Annotated in this window: 15 protein-coding genes and 2 tRNA genes; 7 read left to right on the plus strand and 10 right to left on the minus strand. The window is 61.1% G+C overall.

The window, feature by feature from the left end:
- The first annotated feature begins 1 nt into the window (after position 1).
- Genes ACEN9O_RS09875 through ACEN9O_RS09885 form a run of 3 tightly spaced genes read left to right on the plus strand, consistent with a single transcriptional unit; the run spans position 2 to position 3,159 of the window.
- The gene (locus ACEN9O_RS09875; RefSeq protein ID WP_495617382.1) at positions 2 to 601 is read left to right on the plus strand and encodes a hypothetical protein; all 600 of its coding nucleotides are present in this window, start codon (positions 2 to 4) and stop codon (positions 599 to 601) included.
- A complete protein-coding gene (locus tag ACEN9O_RS09880) occupies positions 598 to 2,142 on the plus strand; it encodes a hypothetical protein (protein ID WP_495617383.1) in 1,545 nt (514 codons plus the stop codon). Before ACEN9O_RS09875 ends, ACEN9O_RS09880 begins: the two co-directional genes overlap by 4 nt.
- Positions 2,143 to 2,151: 9 nt before the next feature.
- Positions 2,152 to 3,159: an Imm71 family immunity protein gene (locus ACEN9O_RS09885; RefSeq protein WP_495617384.1), complete on the plus strand. Its 1,008-nt coding sequence runs from the start codon at positions 2,152 to 2,154 to the stop codon at positions 3,157 to 3,159.
- 72 nt (positions 3,160 to 3,231) lie between these two features.
- Here the strand turns inward: ACEN9O_RS09885 and ACEN9O_RS09890 are convergent, their stop codons facing one another.
- The gene (locus tag ACEN9O_RS09890; protein WP_495617385.1) at positions 3,232 to 4,230 is read right to left on the minus strand and encodes a formylglycine-generating enzyme family protein; all 999 of its coding nucleotides are present in this window, start codon (positions 4,228 to 4,230) and stop codon (positions 3,232 to 3,234) included.
- A gap of 311 nt (positions 4,231 to 4,541) precedes the next feature.
- Positions 4,542 to 5,561, minus strand: a complete 1,020-nt coding sequence (locus tag ACEN9O_RS09895; protein ID WP_495617386.1) for a formylglycine-generating enzyme family protein — start codon at positions 5,559 to 5,561, stop codon at positions 4,542 to 4,544.
- 269 nt (positions 5,562 to 5,830) lie between these two features.
- On the opposite strand from ACEN9O_RS09895, the gene ahpC reads away from it, so the two are divergent.
- A complete protein-coding gene (gene ahpC, locus ACEN9O_RS09900; protein ID WP_495617387.1) occupies positions 5,831 to 6,394 on the plus strand; it encodes an alkyl hydroperoxide reductase subunit C in 564 nt (187 codons plus the stop codon).
- A gap of 108 nt (positions 6,395 to 6,502) precedes the next feature.
- Complete coding sequence (ahpF, locus tag ACEN9O_RS09905; RefSeq protein ID WP_495617388.1) at positions 6,503 to 8,098, plus strand: alkyl hydroperoxide reductase subunit F; 1,596 nt, start codon at positions 6,503 to 6,505, stop codon at positions 8,096 to 8,098.
- A 19-nt stretch (positions 8,099 to 8,117) separates the two neighbouring features.
- Here ahpF and ACEN9O_RS09910 read toward each other — a convergent pair whose 3' ends face one another.
- From ACEN9O_RS09910 to ACEN9O_RS09945, 8 genes are all read right to left on the minus strand, one after another.
- Complete coding sequence (locus ACEN9O_RS09910) at positions 8,118 to 9,128, minus strand: IS110 family RNA-guided transposase (protein WP_495612799.1); 1,011 nt, start codon at positions 9,126 to 9,128, stop codon at positions 8,118 to 8,120.
- Positions 9,129 to 9,405: 277 nt separating this feature from the next.
- Positions 9,406 to 10,530 (minus strand): AI-2E family transporter, encoded by a 1,125-nt coding sequence (locus tag ACEN9O_RS09915; protein ID WP_495617389.1) that lies wholly within the window; start codon positions 10,528 to 10,530, stop codon positions 9,406 to 9,408.
- The gene (locus tag ACEN9O_RS09920; RefSeq protein ID WP_116993826.1) at positions 10,527 to 11,009 is read right to left on the minus strand and encodes a cyclic nucleotide-binding domain-containing protein; all 483 of its coding nucleotides are present in this window, start codon (positions 11,007 to 11,009) and stop codon (positions 10,527 to 10,529) included. The genes ACEN9O_RS09915 and ACEN9O_RS09920 overlap by 4 nt, the downstream gene beginning before the upstream one ends.
- Positions 11,010 to 11,073: 64 nt before the next feature.
- Positions 11,074 to 11,691, minus strand: coding sequence for an ABC transporter ATP-binding protein (locus ACEN9O_RS09925; RefSeq protein ID WP_495617390.1), 618 nt, complete (start codon positions 11,689 to 11,691; stop codon positions 11,074 to 11,076).
- Positions 11,682 to 12,785 (minus strand): hypothetical protein, encoded by a 1,104-nt coding sequence (locus ACEN9O_RS09930; protein WP_495617391.1) that lies wholly within the window; start codon positions 12,783 to 12,785, stop codon positions 11,682 to 11,684. The genes ACEN9O_RS09925 and ACEN9O_RS09930 overlap by 10 nt, the downstream gene beginning before the upstream one ends.
- A 163-nt stretch (positions 12,786 to 12,948) precedes the next feature.
- A tRNA-Asp gene (locus ACEN9O_RS09935) sits at positions 12,949 to 13,025 on the minus strand.
- A gap of 23 nt (positions 13,026 to 13,048) precedes the next feature.
- Positions 13,049 to 13,124: transfer RNA gene (locus ACEN9O_RS09940), tRNA-Val, on the minus strand.
- A 98-nt stretch (positions 13,125 to 13,222) separates the two neighbouring features.
- Complete coding sequence (locus tag ACEN9O_RS09945; RefSeq protein WP_495617392.1) at positions 13,223 to 15,349, minus strand: S9 family peptidase; 2,127 nt, start codon at positions 15,347 to 15,349, stop codon at positions 13,223 to 13,225.
- 58 nt (positions 15,350 to 15,407) lie between these two features.
- On the opposite strand from ACEN9O_RS09945, the gene ACEN9O_RS09950 reads away from it, so the two are divergent.
- Together ACEN9O_RS09950 and ACEN9O_RS09955 are read left to right on the plus strand one after the other, a co-directional pair.
- Positions 15,408 to 16,691, plus strand: coding sequence for an MFS transporter (locus tag ACEN9O_RS09950; protein WP_495617393.1), 1,284 nt, complete (start codon positions 15,408 to 15,410; stop codon positions 16,689 to 16,691).
- Between the two features lie 70 nt (positions 16,692 to 16,761).
- A complete protein-coding gene (locus tag ACEN9O_RS09955) occupies positions 16,762 to 17,118 on the plus strand; it encodes a nuclear transport factor 2 family protein (RefSeq protein WP_495617394.1) in 357 nt (118 codons plus the stop codon).
- The last annotated feature ends 31 nt before the right edge of the window (positions 17,119 to 17,149 follow it).

Genomic DNA, 17,149 nt, shown 5'->3' on the forward strand with positions numbered 1-17,149 from the left:
TATGACGCTTACCCGACAATGGACACAGTGGGCGGCAGGCATGGTCGCGACCGGTATCGCTGGCGCACTTTGGGCCGCCGCCGATACCGCCCAGCCTTGGGTCAAGGATGAGGCGACGCTGGAGCCCGGCGCGCAAATCTACCTTGGCACTGCGTTCGGTCTTAAGAAAGGCAGGTTCAACGCCTTGCCCGAGTCCATGCTTGACACCAATACCAGCATCGAAGGCAGCTTCGTCGTTGCCAGCTATCGTTTTGTCTACCAGAAACCGATCAAGGATTCGGCGGGAAAACTGTTCGACGAACTGATTTCCACAGAGCTGCTCGATTGCAAACGGCAGTTTTACGGAACGCTGAAGCAGGTGCGCCTGCGCAAGGGCAGCCCGGTATCGGAGAGCAGTACGCGTGATGCCGATGTGCTGATGACGCAGACGCAGGGCGTCAATCTCGGCAGCAAGCTGTGCGACCTGCATGCGCAACGCGCAGTGCAGCCATTGGTACGCGGGGCGGTCAACAACCCGGCCTACCAGCCGCAGCCATCTAACAAAGACATTGATAGCTTGATCGATCGCCACATGCCGACCAAGAAAGACGGTGCTAAATGAGTGCTGCGACGCCTACACGCGACGGGCTGTCGGTCAAAGAGTTTACGCTCTATGCCACCGAAGTCGGCGATTGGCTATGGGGGACAGTACAAGGCGCGTTCAACGAGAAGCAATCGCTATCGCAAATCATCACCGACGCCGTGATTGGCATGATTCCGGTGGTCGGTGACGTCACCGCAGCGCGCGATCTGGTGGCCGTCAGCAGCGGTCTGATCAACCATCCGGAAAAGCGCGAGAGCAAACTCGAGTGGGTATTGCTGGTGATTCTGGTGTTCGCGCTGATCCCGGTGTTCGGCGGCGTGATCAAGGGTGTCGGGCGGCTGGCATTGAACGTGACGGAAACGGTGGCCAAGGATGCCACCAAACTGGCCAAGGTAGCCAATGAAATTCTGGCCTTCCTTAACCGCATCGGCCACATGAACGCGGAAGCCTGGTTGAAATCGCTGAACGTGATGAAATATCAGGCCGAACTGATCGCAAAATTTCGTGCCTTCTGCGATACCGTGATCATCTCGATTCATCGTTATGGCCTGCGGTTCCAGCGCGTGCTGCCGCAGAGTCTGGTGGCCAGAATGGAACAGCTTTCGCACGGTTTTCAGCAATTGAAGGTGCTGGGTGACAAAATGATCCCGCAAGCTTTGAAGGATTTGCACGAAAAGCTGGAATACCTGCAAAAGGTTATTCATTCGGGTGGCGTACCTCCGCCTTCCAAGGCGCGGGTGATATTGGCGCAAACCGGTAAGAAGACCGTCACCTATGCTGAAGAAGCGCGCATACTGGAGGGCAGGAGCCGCAGGCGCGTGATCCGTGCCGGCAAGTTTCCGCAGAATATGGCGAGTAATCATCCTTTGCATCGTTCCAACATCGCTAAGATTTATCATCATGAAACCGGTTATCCTGATTTGCTGAGCAAGGCGGATCCGGCCGGTTTCTATCCGAATATCGCGTCAGCATCCGGCCCGATCAGGAACGAAGAGTTGAGCAACGTCGTCCTGTTCCGGGCTTTCGGCCCTAGCGGCAATACTCGTGGCGTAGCCGTCTGGGAGTCCAATGCCATTGGGCCCTATTGGGGTGTGGGTAAGCCACCCGCCACTGCAAAGGAGTGGCGGGCGCAATGCGCCGTGCTCGACGAATGGAACCGCAATGGGTGGCTGTCGATTATTCACGTGCCCCCAACGGTCAAGGTCAAGGGGTGCACCAGCACTGTTGCCGAACAATTCGGTAATAAGTTGCCAGACCAGTTCCTAGAAGGCGGCGCCCGACAGGCATTCATTACCGAATTTGACCAGCAATACAGAGACGCCGCCGCGCTGCTGCTGAAGCAGGGCGGCGGCAAGACAACACTGAGCAATGGAATAACGGTGGAGATCCGGAAAAGCGGCTGGTTCGACGTTAACGGTCGTGCTGGGTATGGCAAGCGGGCGATTCCCGGCGCCAGCACTGTGGAGCGGCTGGGCTTGACGGAGCGGCAGACCAAGTTGGCAAGGCAAGCGGCGATACAGTCGGCCCAGGCCACCGCAAAACAAGAGCGACAACAATAACAGGAATTTATGAGTATCTTTGATATCTTCAAATCCAAGCCGGGCGGCGCGCGCATGACGGATGATGACCGCCGCAAGATCTACTGGTACCTCAAACGCAAGACCAGTTATACGGCATGGGCGCGAGAAGCGGCGATTTTCGACCGCTTTGCCAATGTATTCGAAAAGCAGGTGTGTGAGCAACCCATCGTAACGGGGACGATATTCGAGGCGAACTGGACGCCTTTCTTTAGCATGGTGGTCAAGGCTCAGGCTTTATATGAGAAAGCGCTGGAGCGTCTGCTGCAGGGCGACCGCACCGTTTTTCTGCAGAACAGCCGTGGCGCGATGGTGGAGGCGACGATCCTGTCGGAACATTGGTATGTCGAATTGATCAACAACGGTCCACAGGGCGACCATAGTTATGCCGGTAAATATGTGCCCGAGATGGAGGATCTGATGCGTGAATTTTTCCTGGCGGTCGCCGATCGTGGTTATTTGCAGCCGCGAATGGAGGACACCCCGGCGCCCGAGGCATGGGGCAGCTATTGGCACGCGCTGTATCCGCAGTTGCCGATACCCGCACAGCTGGACGATGTGCCGCTTCCCGTTGGCGAGAAGGTGATACGCAGCGGCGACGAGGTGCCGGTGTTCGGAATTTATGAGCCGCAAATCAAGGACGGCTGCATGAACTATTTGTTGGGTGGCACTCCTGCGCCGACATTGTGGGAAACCGATGGGGTGGAAAGCACAGGGAATGCGCTCAGCGTCAGCTGGCGGTTGATATGGGAAGACCGCCGCTATCTGGATGGCGTGATACCGGCGGAAGAACGACTGTACTTTCCGCTTGCTGCAGCGAGTGTGGCGCCGGTGTTGGCGGCGGCCGCAGATGTGGTTAGCGCCCGCAGCGACGAATCCTGTCCGCAGACGGGTGACTGGGTCATCATGGATGTGCTGGGGGTGAAGCTGCGGATCGAGCAGGGTACTCGTATGCCACAACATCAAGGGCGCGATGTCATCTGGGTATTGACCGCGTGAGCGGTAGCGCCATGCGCGGCTTACAGACGTGATCGCCCATATCATCGAACATTCAATGTACGCGTAGCGCTATTATTTTTTTGAGGATGGCTCTAGCCGAACACAACGAAACGCCTTGCTCGGGAAGTTGCTGTAAGTCGTGAACGGGATTTCCCTGTTGGGTTCTTTTTTGTCGACCGGATAAAATGTCCAGGTGCCGGTGGGTGGATTTTCCTTTGACGCCCAGCGTTTAAATGTCATCGCGCTGGATTCGCTGCCGGCCCATCCCCGTGCGACATGCCGCGTGCCAGTCGCTGGACCAGTGGGATTTTTTTTGGGTGAATTGCTGTAGTAGTCCTTATCGTACCAGTCTAGTACCCACTCCTGGATTCCAGCGCTCATATGATAGATTCCAGCTGGGTTGGGTGGGAAGCTCAGTACCGGCACATATCCACCGGCCGCCTGTCGTTGCTCATATGAGGGTAGATTTTTACCTGGCTCTGACTCGCCGTTATTGGTTGGATATACATAGCGTTTTCCACCGCTGCGAGCGGCATACTCCCACTGTGCCTCCGTAGGCAAGGCAAACGGTTGTCCGGTTTGCGTGGCTAACCAGGAGCAATAATCTTTTGCCCCCTGCCACGTGACGCCGGCGGGATTATGCGCCTTGCGATATTCCTGCCAAACGTGGGCTTGATTAATGCGCGGTAAGCGAAGCGCTGCGCTGAAGATGTCGAACTCCTCATACGTAACAGGAGATCTCCCGATGGAAAAACTATCGAGCGTCACTTTGTGCAACGGCTTTGAGTCTAGCGAGCCATCGAACGGCAAACCGCCCTTGTTGACCTCGGCGCCCCAGTCCCCCATTTCAAAAGTGCCTCCCTTTAAAAAGACGAGGTCCTTTTGAGTCTTGGACAGGAATTCCTTCATGACTTCGGGACTGGGAACGGGATCTCGCAGATTTCCGTCCGGCATAACCTCGACCTTGCTCTGCTCCCCGCTTTCAGGTGTTTGCGCCGCAGCAGCGGAAAAGTGGAGTGCGTTTAGCAGACTCAGAAGGATGATGCTGGCGGACGTGAAATGAAGGCGCATTATTTCCCTGTTTTCATGGGATAAGGAAGTACTCGCATTATCCTATCAATAACTTTACGGGTCCGTTCTGTATAGATGATTGCTGTTCGCTACGGCAGTCTCAACCCTTGACGCACGCGGTGAAAAAGGAAGATGCGATTGAGCGTCGGCGAGTGATCGCGCGCGGCCTGCAGACGTGATCGTAGTCGGCTTGGCTGGCGCGCACTCGCATCCGCTGCGCGGTCGGTCCTGAGCCAGCCGTTCATAAACAACTCTTCAGAGTTTATCGCCGCCACCCATGTCATCGAACATTCAATATACGCATAGCGCTGCTATTTTTTGGATGGCTCCAGTTGAATACATCGAAATGACTCCGATGCCCGGTTGGAATAGATTGTAAAAGGAATTTCGCGGGTGGGTTCCTGTATGTTTTCTGGATAAAATGTCCATGTTCCTGTCGATGGCCATGGCCGATCTATTGATTTCCAACGCTTGAATGTCATGGCGCTGGAATCACTACCGAAAAATCCGCGTACTACATGCTTCTCACCATGAGGCGGGCCCGGCGGATTTCTTTCCGGCGAATTGCTGTAATACTGTGCGTCGTACCAGTCGAGTACCCATTCGTGGATTCCAGCGCTCATGTAATGGATGCCAGCAGGATTTGGCGGAAAGCTTGACACGGGCACCAACCCACCCGCCGCTTTACTTTGCTCAAATGATGGAAGATTTTTTCCTGGCTCAGACTCGCCATTGTTGGTTGGGTACACAAGGCGTTTTCCTCCACTACGAGCGGCATACTCCCATTGTGCTTCGGTGGGCAGATCAAACGGTTGGCCGGTTTGCTTTGCCAGCCAAGCGCAATAGTCCTTTGCACCCTGCCAAGTAACGCCGGCGGGATTATTGGGTTTTCGATATTTCTGGACGACGTTTTCTTGATTGATGCGTGGCAGTCGCAGCGACGCGGTGAAAATATCAAATTCCGCATAGGTGACCGGATATTTTCCGATAGAAAAACTATCGAGCGTCACTTTGTGCAGCGGCTTGGAGTCGAGCGAGCCGTCGAATGGCAGACCGCCTTTGTTGACCTCGCTGCCCCAGTCCCCCATTTCAAAAGTGCCTCCTTTTAAAAAAACGAGGTTCTTTTGGGTCGTGGCCAGGAATTCCTTCATGACTTCGGGACTGGGAACGGGATATCGCAGATTTCCGTCCGGCATAACCTCGACCTTGTTCTGCTCCCTGTTTTCCGGTGTTTGCGCTACAGCGGCGGAAAAGTGGAGTGCGTTTAGCAGACTCATAAGGATGACGCTGGCGGACGTGAAATGAAGGCGCATTGTTTCCCTGTTTTTCATGGGATAAGGAAGTACTCGCATTATCCTATCAATAACTTTACGGGGCGGTTCCGTTTATATCGCCGCCAGGAGACCGTTGTGAGGAGGCGCGAATCAGCCGTCCGGCCGGGCGCGCCTCGCAACCGCCCTGAAACAGCGATAATAGCTATTCCCTTTGCTTGTTCTATAGTTAGTAGCTATTGAAACTATTGGAACAATCAATTTTGCAAATGGGGCAAAAGCCCTTAAACTGGCGTCTCAATGATTCACAACCCAACGAGGAAACCACAATGTCTCTGATCAATACCCAAGTAAAACCATTCAAGGCAACCGCATACGCTAACGGCAAGTTCATCGACGTGAGCGACGAGTCCCTGAAGGGCAAGTGGTCCGTTCTGATGTTCTACCCAGCCGACTTCACCTTCGTCTGCCCGACCGAACTGGAAGACCTGGCCGATCACCAGCCAGAATTCGCCAAGCTGGGCGTGGACGTGTACGGCGTGTCGACCGACACCCACTTCGCGCACAAAGCATGGCACGACACCTCGGATGCAATCAAAAAAGTTAACTACCCGCTGATCGGCGACCCTACCGGCACCCTGTCGCGTAACTTCGAAGTGATGATCGAAGAAGAAGGCCTGGCACTGCGCGGCACCTTCGTCATCAATCCGGAAGGCCAGATCAAAGTGATGGAAGTGCACGACAACGGCATCGGCCGCGACGCTTCGGAACTGCTGCGCAAAGTGAAGGCAGCCAAGTACGTGGCCGAGCACCCAGGCCAGGTTTGCCCAGCTAAATGGACCGAAGGCGCAGCGACCCTGACCCCATCGCTGGACCTGGTCGGCAAGATCTAAGTCCGAGCACGTCTTGAGAGAGACCGCAGTACACAAGTAATACCGCGATGCCGGTCCGGGCGTCCGGCCCGGCATACGCCTAAATATTTGTAAAAAGGAAGAAAAATCATGTTAGACGCAACTCTCAAAACCCAGTTGAAAGCCTACTTGGAAAAAGTGGTGCAACCGATTGAGATCGTCGCTTCTCTCGATGACAGCGCCAAGGCCCGCGAGATGGAAGAACTGCTCCAGGAGATCGTCCTGTTGAGCGACAAGATCACGCTGGTCAAGCGCACCGACGATGCCGAACGCAAACCGTCGTTCAGCATCGACCGCCCGGGCACCGATATCGGCGTGCGTTTCGCCGGCATCCCGATGGGCCATGAATTCACTTCGCTGGTGCTGGCGCTGTTGCAGGTCGGCGGCCACACCATCAAGTTCGACGATGCCGTGATCGAGCAGATCCGCAACCTGGATGGCGATTACGAATTCGAAACCTTCATCTCGCTGAGCTGCCACAATTGCCCGGAAGTGGTGCAAGCGCTTAACGCGATGGCGGTGATCAACCCACGCATCAAAGTGACCACCATCGACGGCGGCGTGTTCCCGAAAGAAGTCGAGGCGCGCCAGATCATGGCCGTGCCGATGATGTTCCTGAACGGCGAGCACTTCGGCCAGGGCCGCACCAACGTCGAAGAGATCCTGTCCAAGCTGGACAAGAACGCCGGTGCCCGCCAGGCCGCTGAGCTGAGCAAGAAGGACGTGTTCGACGTGCTGATTGTCGGCGGCGGTCCCGCCGGCGCGGCAGCGGCCATCTACGCCGCCCGCAAAGGCATCAAGACCGGCGTGCTGGCCGAGCGTTTCGGCGGCCAGGTGCTCGACACCCTGGCGATCGAGAACTTCATCTCGGTCACGGCCACCGACGGTCCGAAGTTTGCCGTGGCGCTGGAGCAGCACGTCAAGGAATACGAAGTCGACATCATGAACACCCAGCGCGCCGCCAAGCTGGTGCCGGGCAAGCTGATCGAGGTGCAGACCGCGACCGGTGCGACGCTCAAGGCCAAGTCCGTGATCCTGGCCACCGGCGCCCGCTGGCGCGAGATTAACGTGCCGGGCGAGAAGGAATACCGCAACCACGGCGTGGCCTACTGCCCGCACTGCGACGGCCCGCTGTTCAAGGGCAAGCGCGTGGCGGTGATCGGCGGCGGCAACTCCGGCGTGGAAGCGGCGATCGACCTGGCCGGCCTGGTCAAGCATGTGACGCTGATCGAGTTCGGCGCCGAGCTGCGCGCCGACGCGGTGCTGCAACGCAAGCTGCGCAGCCTGGCCAACGTCACCGTGATCGTCTCGGCGCAGACCACCGAGATCCACGGCGACGGCAAGATCGTCAACGGCCTGAGCTACAACGATCGCGTGTCGGGCGAGGCGAAGAGGGTCGAGCTGGAAGGCGTGTTCGTGCAGATCGGCCTGGTGCCGAACACCGAGTGGCTCAAGGGCACGGTGGCGCTGTCGCGTCATGGCGAGATCGAAGTTGATGCGCGCGGCCAGACCTCGATCCCCGGCGTGTTCGCTGCCGGCGACGTCACCACGGTACCGTACAAGCAGATCATCATCGCCACCGGCGAAGGCGCGAAGGCGGCACTGTCGGCCTTCGATCACCTGATCCGCTCGGACGACGAGGAAGTGGTGGCCGAGTCGGCCGAGAAGCAGGCGATGACCGCGTAAGCGATCGCAACATCGGGGGTCAGATACCGTCTTGAATGGCAAGCCCTTTCGATAAGTAATTAGGATCGAAAGGCTTGTCATTGCGTATCACCCCATAAATCAAGTGAGCCAGCTTGTGCATGACTGCCCCGATCACGGCTTTCTTTGCCATTCCGGTCGCGGCAAGCCGTTCGGCGAATTGCCGCAGGATGGGGTTATGTCGGCGCGCCACCAAGCTCGGCATGTACAGGGCAGCGCGCATTGAGGTGCTGCCGGTTCGACTGATCGTCGTTCGTGCCCTCAGCGAGCTTCCAGAGCTGCGTTGTTTGGGCGTTACCCCAAGAAAGGCAGCGAAGGTTTTCGCGCTGTCAAAGCGGCGAATATCCCCCAAATGCCCCAGTATTTTTGCCACGGTCGTCGTTCCGACGCCAGGTATGGTGGCGAGCAGATCGGCATCGTGCTTGAGGCCAGGATGGCGATCTATGTGATCGTCGATGTCGCCTTCGAGCTTCTCTATTTCTACGCTGAGCCAAGCGACATGCTGTCGCACATGCTGCGCGACGTCCTCCATCCCGCTGATGATCAATGCCTCCAACCGATTTTCTTCCTGCTGGCGAATGTCCTTCAAGGCTTGGACGCGCAGCGACCAAGCCCGCAACTGGCGCTGCTCCAGCGGCGGCGGACTCCAGGGCGCGGGCTTCATCGCGACGCAGTAGCGTGCAATCAGCCCGGCGTCGATCGTATCGTTCTTGTTGCGAATATTTTCGCTGTGGCCGAAGCCCTTGATGCAGACTGGATTGACCACGCTCACCACCAGCCCGGCCTGGTGGAGCGCCAATGCCAACGGCTCGGAATAGACCCCGGTCGCCTCCATGCAAGCATGCATTGCCGACAGGGGAACTTTGGATTTGGTGAGCCAGTCGACCATTGCCCGATGGCCTTCGGCGGAATTTTCCAGCACTTTGGTCTTGGTTTTTCCGTTGACCAGCAGTGCAATATCTAACTTCTTCTTGCTGACATCAATACCTACCGCTGCGCATATCGTATCCATTTTTGACCTTCCTCGTATGCGGGCTTACGCGCTGGCGCGATGGCCCCAGATACCGTTCGGACTTATCAAATGAAACAGGCAGAGGCACCTATCTGACCCACGTGCTCCACGGCACTAAGTCTGATCAGCGTCACTCCGCCTGGCCGCACCTACCTCCTTATTATCCGATGGAGATGCGGTATGCTCAATATACGAAGTCTGACATTCGGACACGAGCTCTGCCGTAAGCGGCCGCTTACGGCAGAGCTCGTGTCCGAATGTCAGACTTGACCCCCGACTAAATCAGGTCGGCGCTGGCCTGTTTGGTGCGCAGCTCCATGGCGTTGCGGTGGCGCGCGCGCAGGCGCGGGTCGGTGATCAGCCGGCCCAGCGTTTCGCCGACCACCATCACCACGCCCAGCAGCGGCAGTACCAGCATCAGCCCCGCCACGCCGGCCACCGAGCCGCCGATGAAGATCATCAGCACCGTGATCAATGGATGGATGTGCAGGCTGCGCCCCAGGGTCAGCGGCATGAAGACGAAGTCGTCCAGCAGCCGCACCGTGATGAATACGCCGATCGCCATGTAGGCCACCGCCGGATCGGCCGGCGCGTCGGTCGAGGCCACCATCACCACCAGCATGCAGCCGACGATGGAGCCCACGTACGGCACCCACGCCAGCATCGCCGCGATCAGCCCCAGCACCAGCGGCGACGACACGCCGATCGCCCACAGCCCGACGGCCAGCACCGCCGTGTCGAGGATGGTGAGCTTGATCAGTCCCTGGAAGTAGCGGTGCGCGGTCTGGTCCACCTCGTGCAGCAGGCACAGGGTCTTTTCAAAGAAGGCGTTCGGCACCGCGCGCGCCAGAAACTTCTTGAAGCGCAGACCGTCGCGCAGGAAGAAGAAGGTCAGGAACGGCGCCAGCAGCAGCGACGGCAGCCATGCCGCCACCGACACCAGGATGTCGGTCAAATGCTTCTGCACGAAGGTACTGGTGAAGGCGCTGACGCGGCTGTTGACCGTGCGCGCCAGCTTGATCTGCTTGAGGATGGGGAACTCCCGCTCCAGCGACAGCATCGTGTGGCGCACGAATTCCAGGCCGCCGGTCAGGTACTTGCCCAGCATGTCCTGCCACGAGTCGGACGGGCCGGAATCCCAGTAGATGAACACCATCCCGGCCACCACCAGCAACAACAGGAACACGCTGCCGACGATCAGCGTGGCGGCGTTGTGGCTCAGGCCCATGCGGATCAGGCGCTGCATCGGCGGTTGCAGGATGTAGTACAGCACGATCCCGAGCAGGAAGGGGATGGCCAGGAACAGCATCTGCTGCAGCAGGAACAACAGCACGCAGGTGGCGGCGATGATGCCGCTCCACACCACCGGCCCGGCACGTTGTTGGGATGGCAGGAAATTCATAAGGCCTCGACTTGCGGCTTGCCGGTCATCCAGTCGCGCAGGCGGCTGCCGATGTGGCGCGCCAGGGCCAGCGAGATCTTGTAGCCGATCACGGCGTCGGTTTCCATCAGGCCCATGAAGTCGGCGCGGAAGAACACCGCCAGCTCGCAGTTGTCCAGCGCGCGCGTCTGCGCGTTGCGCGGCGTGTTGTCCAGCAGGGCCAGGTCGCCGAAGAAGGAGCCGGCCGACAGCTCGGCCACCACTTCGCGCGTGGCGCCCAGCTGGCGGCTGATGATCACGCGGCCCGACATCACCAGGTACAGCGCCTGGCCTTCCTCGCCCTCGTCGAAGATGATTTCGTCGGCCAGGTAGCGGCGCTCGTGCATCAGGCCGTCGACGATGTTCAGTTCGAGCGGGGTCAGCGTGGCGAACAGCGCCGATTCCTTCAGGCGCAGCAAACGCGGCGATAAAACGGGCGATTTGAGGAAACCAAAGATCAAGGGAACTCCGTGCAGGGCAAGGTAGGCGGGCCGGGCCGGCTCGGCTCATGGTTCCAATGATAACTTAAAGTTGCACCGTACCTAACAGCGGCAGGGCCGGGTCGAGGTGGCTGGTCAGCAGGATGCACTGGCGCGCCAGCCGCTCGGGCGCCGACAATTGCTGGCGCAGATAGGCCATGGCGTCCGCGTCGAGGCCGTTGAACGGCTCGTCGATCAGCAGCAGCCGCACCGGCAGCGCCAGCGCCAGCGACAGTTGCATCTTCTTGTGCTGGCCCAGCGACAGCGTGGTCACCGGCTGGTCCAGCGTGTGCAGCAGGTGGAAGGCTTGCAGCTCGGCGTTGAGCAGCGCGGCGTCGGTGTTGGGATACAGCGACAGGTGCAGGTCGAGGATTTCGCGCACCGTCAGCCACGGCAGTTGCGGCGTGTCGCCGCCGCAGTAGTAGCACTGCAGGCGGTAGGCCAGCGGCTGCGCCTGGATGTCCAGCCCGTCGAGCGTGATGGCGCCGGCGTGCGGCGTCAGCGCGCCGCCGGCCAGCTTCAGCAGCGTGGTCTTGCCGGCGCCGTTCTCGCCGCGCAGCCAGGTGATGCCGGCGCCCAGTTGCAGGTCGAACAGGCGGAACAGCGGATGGCTGGCGAATTCAAAGGTCAGCTTGTCGATGCGCAGCACGGGATTCAATTCCATAGTTCGCTTCCAATGGCAGTCAGGATGATGATGGCGCTGATGACCAGCCCCACGCGGCCGCGCAGGCTCAGGCGGCGCAGCGTGACGACGGCGACCTGGGCAATGCCGGCAAAGCACAGCCAGGCGGTGGCGACGGTGGTGCTGTAGCCGGCGCTGCTGGCGCGGCCCAGGTGGCCCAGCGTCAGCAGCGCGAACCAGGCCATCACGGCCAGGCCGGGCAGCAGCGTCGACCCGCGCGCAAAGCGGAACAGGCGCTCGATGCGCACCGGCCAGGCCGCCGCGACCGGGCGCAGCAGGTCGATCTGTTCGGTGACGGCCTTGTCGCCGCGGTCGGTCAGCAGCATCAGCAGCAGCGCGGCGTTGAAGCCCCACAGCGCTGGCGGCACCATGGGCGGATGCCACAGCCACACGGCGATGCTCAGCGCGGCGCCCAGCAACAGCACGGTCTGCTGGATGCCGACCACATTCTCGGCGCGCCAGAACGGCAGCCAGAACAGCTGACGCCAGTGGTACAGCGCGGTCCGCGCGCGCTGCACCGCTGGCGCGGCGCCGGCGCTGGCCGGCAGGCGCGGTGCGTAGGGGCCGGGCGCGGGGCGGTCGGGATCGAGCCGGGCGGCGGCCGGCATGCGGCAGCGCTGGGCCAGCACCAGCGTCGAGATGATCCAGCCCAGCAGCAGCGAGCCTGCGGTCAGCAGCAGCGCCTGCGGCGCGACCGGTCGCAGCCAGTCCGGCCATTGATACAGCCAGATCGTAGTGGAAATTGCGTAAGCCATGCTCAACGGGACGATGATCATGCCGGCCACGGCGATGTTGGCGCCCCATTGCGAGCGCGCTGGAATCGGCAGCGGCCGGCTCCACAGCAGCACCTGCGCCGGCAGCAGCCGCTTGCGCAACAGCCAGACCGGTGCGCTGGCGATCAGCGCCTGGGCGGCGCACAGGCCCAGCGCCTGCGGCCATGGCCGCGTCGCGGCAAACAATCCCGGCAAGGCCAGGCAGGCGATCAGTCCTATCAGCACCTGGCCGAAACCGAGCAGGATGTATTCCAGCGAAGTGGTGAAGCTGGCCACGAACTGCACCATTGCCTGGCGTGCCATGCGGATGCGGAAACGCAGATAGGGCGATAAAGACGTCGTGGAGAGAATCATGCCGGGAGGATAACACCCGATGCACAAGCCTGAGCTTAATCGGAGGTTAATCACAACTTTAATCGGCGCAGAAATGATTAAGGGCCCGACGAATCGGGCCCTTAAAGGAATTTGGCGGAGCGGACGGGACTCGAACCCGCGACCCCCGGCGTGACAGGCCGGTATTCTAACCAACTGAACTACCGCTCCAAATTTCGTTTTTTCTGTTTTCTTGGTGGGTGCTGAGAGGGTCGAACTCCCGACCTACGCCTTGTAAGGGCGCCGCTCTACCAACTGAGCTAAGCACCCAGAAAACATATCAGCTTTGCTTCACTACTTTGTTGCAACTGCTGAACGAGGCCGTATTCTACAAGCTGGTTTATCCGTTCCGCAAGGGTTTTTGTAAATTATTTAGAAAATTGTTCGACCATGCCCCATTGCCACAGCATCCAGGCCAGCTCGAACGCCTTGCCGTCGATGGCGTCGTACCGCCCGGAGGCGCCGTGGTGGCCGGACGCGAAGTCGGTCTTGAGCAGCAGCGGCCGGCTGTCGGTTTTGTACGCGCGCAGCCGCGCCACGTATTTGGCGGCCGGCCAGTACTGCGCCTGGCCGTCGTTGAAGCCGGCCGTCACCAGCATCGCCGGATAGGCCTGGCGCTTGATGTTGTCGTACGGCGAGTAGCTCTTCATGTAGTCGAAAGCCGCCTTCTGCTTCGGGTCGCCGGACTCCAGGTATTCATAGGTGACCATCGGCAGCGTCGGGTCGGTGATCTCGTGGACCAGGTCGGCCTGGGGCACGGCCGCCAATACCGCATGGAACAGCTCTGGCCGCTCGTTGGCGACCACGCCCATCACCATACCGCCGAAACTGCCGCCCTCGGCGATGAGCCGCTCCGGCCGCGTGTAGCCTTCGCGCACCAGATGCTCGGCGCTGTCGATGAAATCGTTGAACACATTTTTTCGCTTCATCAGCTTGCCGTCGTCGTGCCATTGCTCGCCGAGGTCATTGCCGCCGCGGATCTGCGCTTCGGCGTAGATGACGCCGCGCTCCATCAGGCTCAGGCGGCCCAGGCTGAAGTTCGCCTCGCTCGGGAAGCCCCAGCCGCCGTAGCCGTACAGCAGCAGCGGCGCGCTGCCGTCGAGCTTGACGTCCTTGCGGTAGGCCAGCCACACCGGCACCTTGACACCGTCGCGCGCGGTGACCCAGATGCGGCGGGTCATGAAGCGGCCCAGGTCGACGCCGTCGAGCGGCTGGCGCTTGATGGTCTTGCGCGCGCCGCTGGCCATGTCGATCTCGATCACCGCCGGCGGCGCGATCGGCGACTGGTATTGCAGCCGGTAGCTGGTGGCGTCGTAGCCGGCCGCGCCAGTCTGCTCGGTGTTGGCCTGCGCCAGGTAGACTTCGTCGTCGAACTGCACGCTGCGCCACGCGCCGGTGGCGAAGCTGTAGATGCGCGGGCGGCTCAGCGCGCTCGACCGCTCGTTGAGCACGAGGAAATCGCGGTACACGTCCATCGATTCGATCAGCGTGCCCGCTGCGGGCCGCGCCACCTCGGTCCAGTCCTGCGGCGCGGCCAGCGGCGCGCTGACCACGCGGAAGTTGGGCGCGTCGCGGTTGGTCAGCAGGTAGAGCTGGTCGCCATGCGTCTCGGCGTTGTAGCGGTGGCCCGGAGTGCGCGGCATCAGCTGGCGCAGCGCGGCGTCGGGCTGGTCGCGCGGCAGCAGCCAGGTGTCGCTGGTGTCGGAGCTGGCGGCCATCAGTTCGAGATAGCGGCCGTCGTGCGTGCGGCCTATGCCGAGCAGGAAGTTGCCGTCGCGCTCACGGTAGACTTCCACCGGCTTGCCGCCCGTCGTCGACACGCGCAGCAGGCGGTCGGGGCGCAGCGTGGACGGATCGGCCTGCGTCAGCAAAATGGTGCGGTTGTCGGCGGCCCATTCCATCGACGTCACGCGCGCCACGCCGAGGGGCAGCTCGCGGCCGCTGCGCAGGTCCTTGATGTGCAGCTGGAACAGGTGCTGGCCGCTGGTGTCGGCGCGGTAGGCCAGCAGCTTGCCGTCGGGACTGGGCATCAGCCCTTCCAGCGCGAAGAATTTCTTGCCGCGCGCCAGGCGGTTCTGGTCCAGCAGGATCTGCTCCGGCGCGGCGCTGTCGTAGCTGCCGTCGGCTGCCGCCCGGCGGCGGCAGTTGAGCGGGTATTGCTGGCCGGCGACGGTGCGGCTGTAGTAGTAGAACTCGCCATCGCGCGACGGCACCGTCAGGTCGATGGCCGAGGTGCGGGCCGTCATCTCGGCCGCCAGCCGTTTTGCCAGCGGCGCGAAGGCCGCTGCGGCGGCGTCGGTGTGGGCGTTCTCGGCCTTCAGGTAAGCCAGCACGGCCGGGTCGTTGCGGTTTTGCAGCCAGTGATATTCGTCGGCCAGCGCCTGTTCGTGGTAGCGTTGGCTCCACGGCTTCCTGGCGGCCACCGGCGGCGCGGCGGGATCGGCCAACGCCAGCATGGCGGGCAAGACGAGCAGGATGGGCAGGATGCGTATCATGAAGTCTGTGGGTTCCGAGGTTATTCTTTGGCCGTAAATTGTATTGCAAAATAAGCAAATGAAAACAACTATTTCCGATGCCGGGCTCGACGCCCTGTACCGCCGCGTCAGCTGGCGGCTGATGCCTTTCCTGTTCCTGTGCTACGTGGCCGCCTACCTGGACCGCGTCAACGTCGGCTTCGCCAAGTTGCAGATGCTGGCCGACCTGCGCTTCAGCGACACTGTGTACGGCGCCGGCGCCGGCATTTTCTTTATCGGCTACTTCCTGTTCGAGGTGCCGTCCAACCTGCTGATGACGCGCACCGGCGCCCGCATCTGGATCGCCCGCATCATGATCAGCTGGGGTCTGATCTCGTCGGCGCTGATGCTGGCCAACAGCGTGGCGACGTTTTATCTGCTGCGCTTCCTGCTCGGCGCGGCGGAGGCCGGCTTCTTCCCCGGCATCATCCTGTATCTGACGTACTGGTATCCGGCCCATCGCCGCGCACGGATGGTGGCGCTGTTCATGAGCGGTGTGGCGGTGGCCGGCGTGATCGGCGGGCCGCTGTCGGGCTGGATCATGAAGACCTTCGCCGGACAATATGGCCTCAGCGGCTGGCAATGGCTGTTCCTGCTGGAAGGCTTGCCGTCGGTGCTGATCGGCATCTGGACGCTGTTCTATCTGGACGACGGCATTCGCGCCGCCAACTGGCTCAGCGAGGACGACAAGCAGCAGCTGGAACGCGCCATCGCCGCGGACGGCCAGCATCAGCAACGCCTGCCGCTGGCGCGGGTGTTCGGCAGCGGCACGGTATGGCTGCTGGCGCTGGTGTACTTTTTGTTCGTGATGGGCTTGTACGGCGTCAGCTTCTGGCTGCCGCAGCTGATCAAGAACAGCGGCGTCAAGGACGTGTTCGATATCGGCCTGCTGACAGCGATCCCGTATTCGGTGGCGGCGGTGGCGATGGTGCTGGCCGCGCGCCATTCCGACCGCAGCGGCGAGCGGCGCTGGCACGCGGCCGCCGCCGCCATGGCCGGTGCGCTAGGCCTGGTGGTCGCCACCGTCTACAGCGACAACACCGTCATCGCCATGGCCGCGCTGAGCGTGGCCACGGCCGGCATCCTGAGCACCTTCCCGATCTTCTGGAGCTTGCCGACCGCCATGCTGGGCGGCGCGGCGGCGGCGGCCGGCATCGCCCTGATCAATTCGGTCGGCAACCTGGCCGGCTTCGTCAGTCCCTACCTGGTCGGCGCCATCAAGGATGCGAGCGGCAGCACCGCCAACGGCATCTATCTGCTGGCGGCCAGCCTGGTGGCCGGCGCCGTGCTGGTGGTGGTGCAGCGACGATTACCTGGGACGTAATCGCCGCCGCACAGCGATTTCCGGAGAATGGTTTCTGTCGCTACGACATAACCCATTCAAGGAGATCAGCATGAATACCCCATCGCACATCGCCACCCAATACCTGGCCGTCTGGAACGAACGCGACGCCGCCGCCCGCCGCGCCCTGGTGGCACGCGCCTTCGCGCTGGACGCCCGCTACCTCGACCCGATGATGCGCGGCGCCGGCCACGACGGCATCGATGCCATGATCGCCGGCGCGCAAAGCCAGTTTCCCGGCTTCCGCTTCGAACTGGACGGCACGCCGGACGGCCACAACGACGTGGTGCGCTTCTCGTGGACGCTGGCCGTGCCCGGCAGCGCGCCGGTGGCGCACGGCACCGATGTCGCCGAGCTCGACGACGACGGCCGCCTGACCCGCGTCACCGGTTTCCTGAACGCCGCCTGATTGCAGTCGGGCTATCATTACCTTTCAAGGA

The organism is Duganella sp. Dugasp78 (assembly GCF_059491455.1).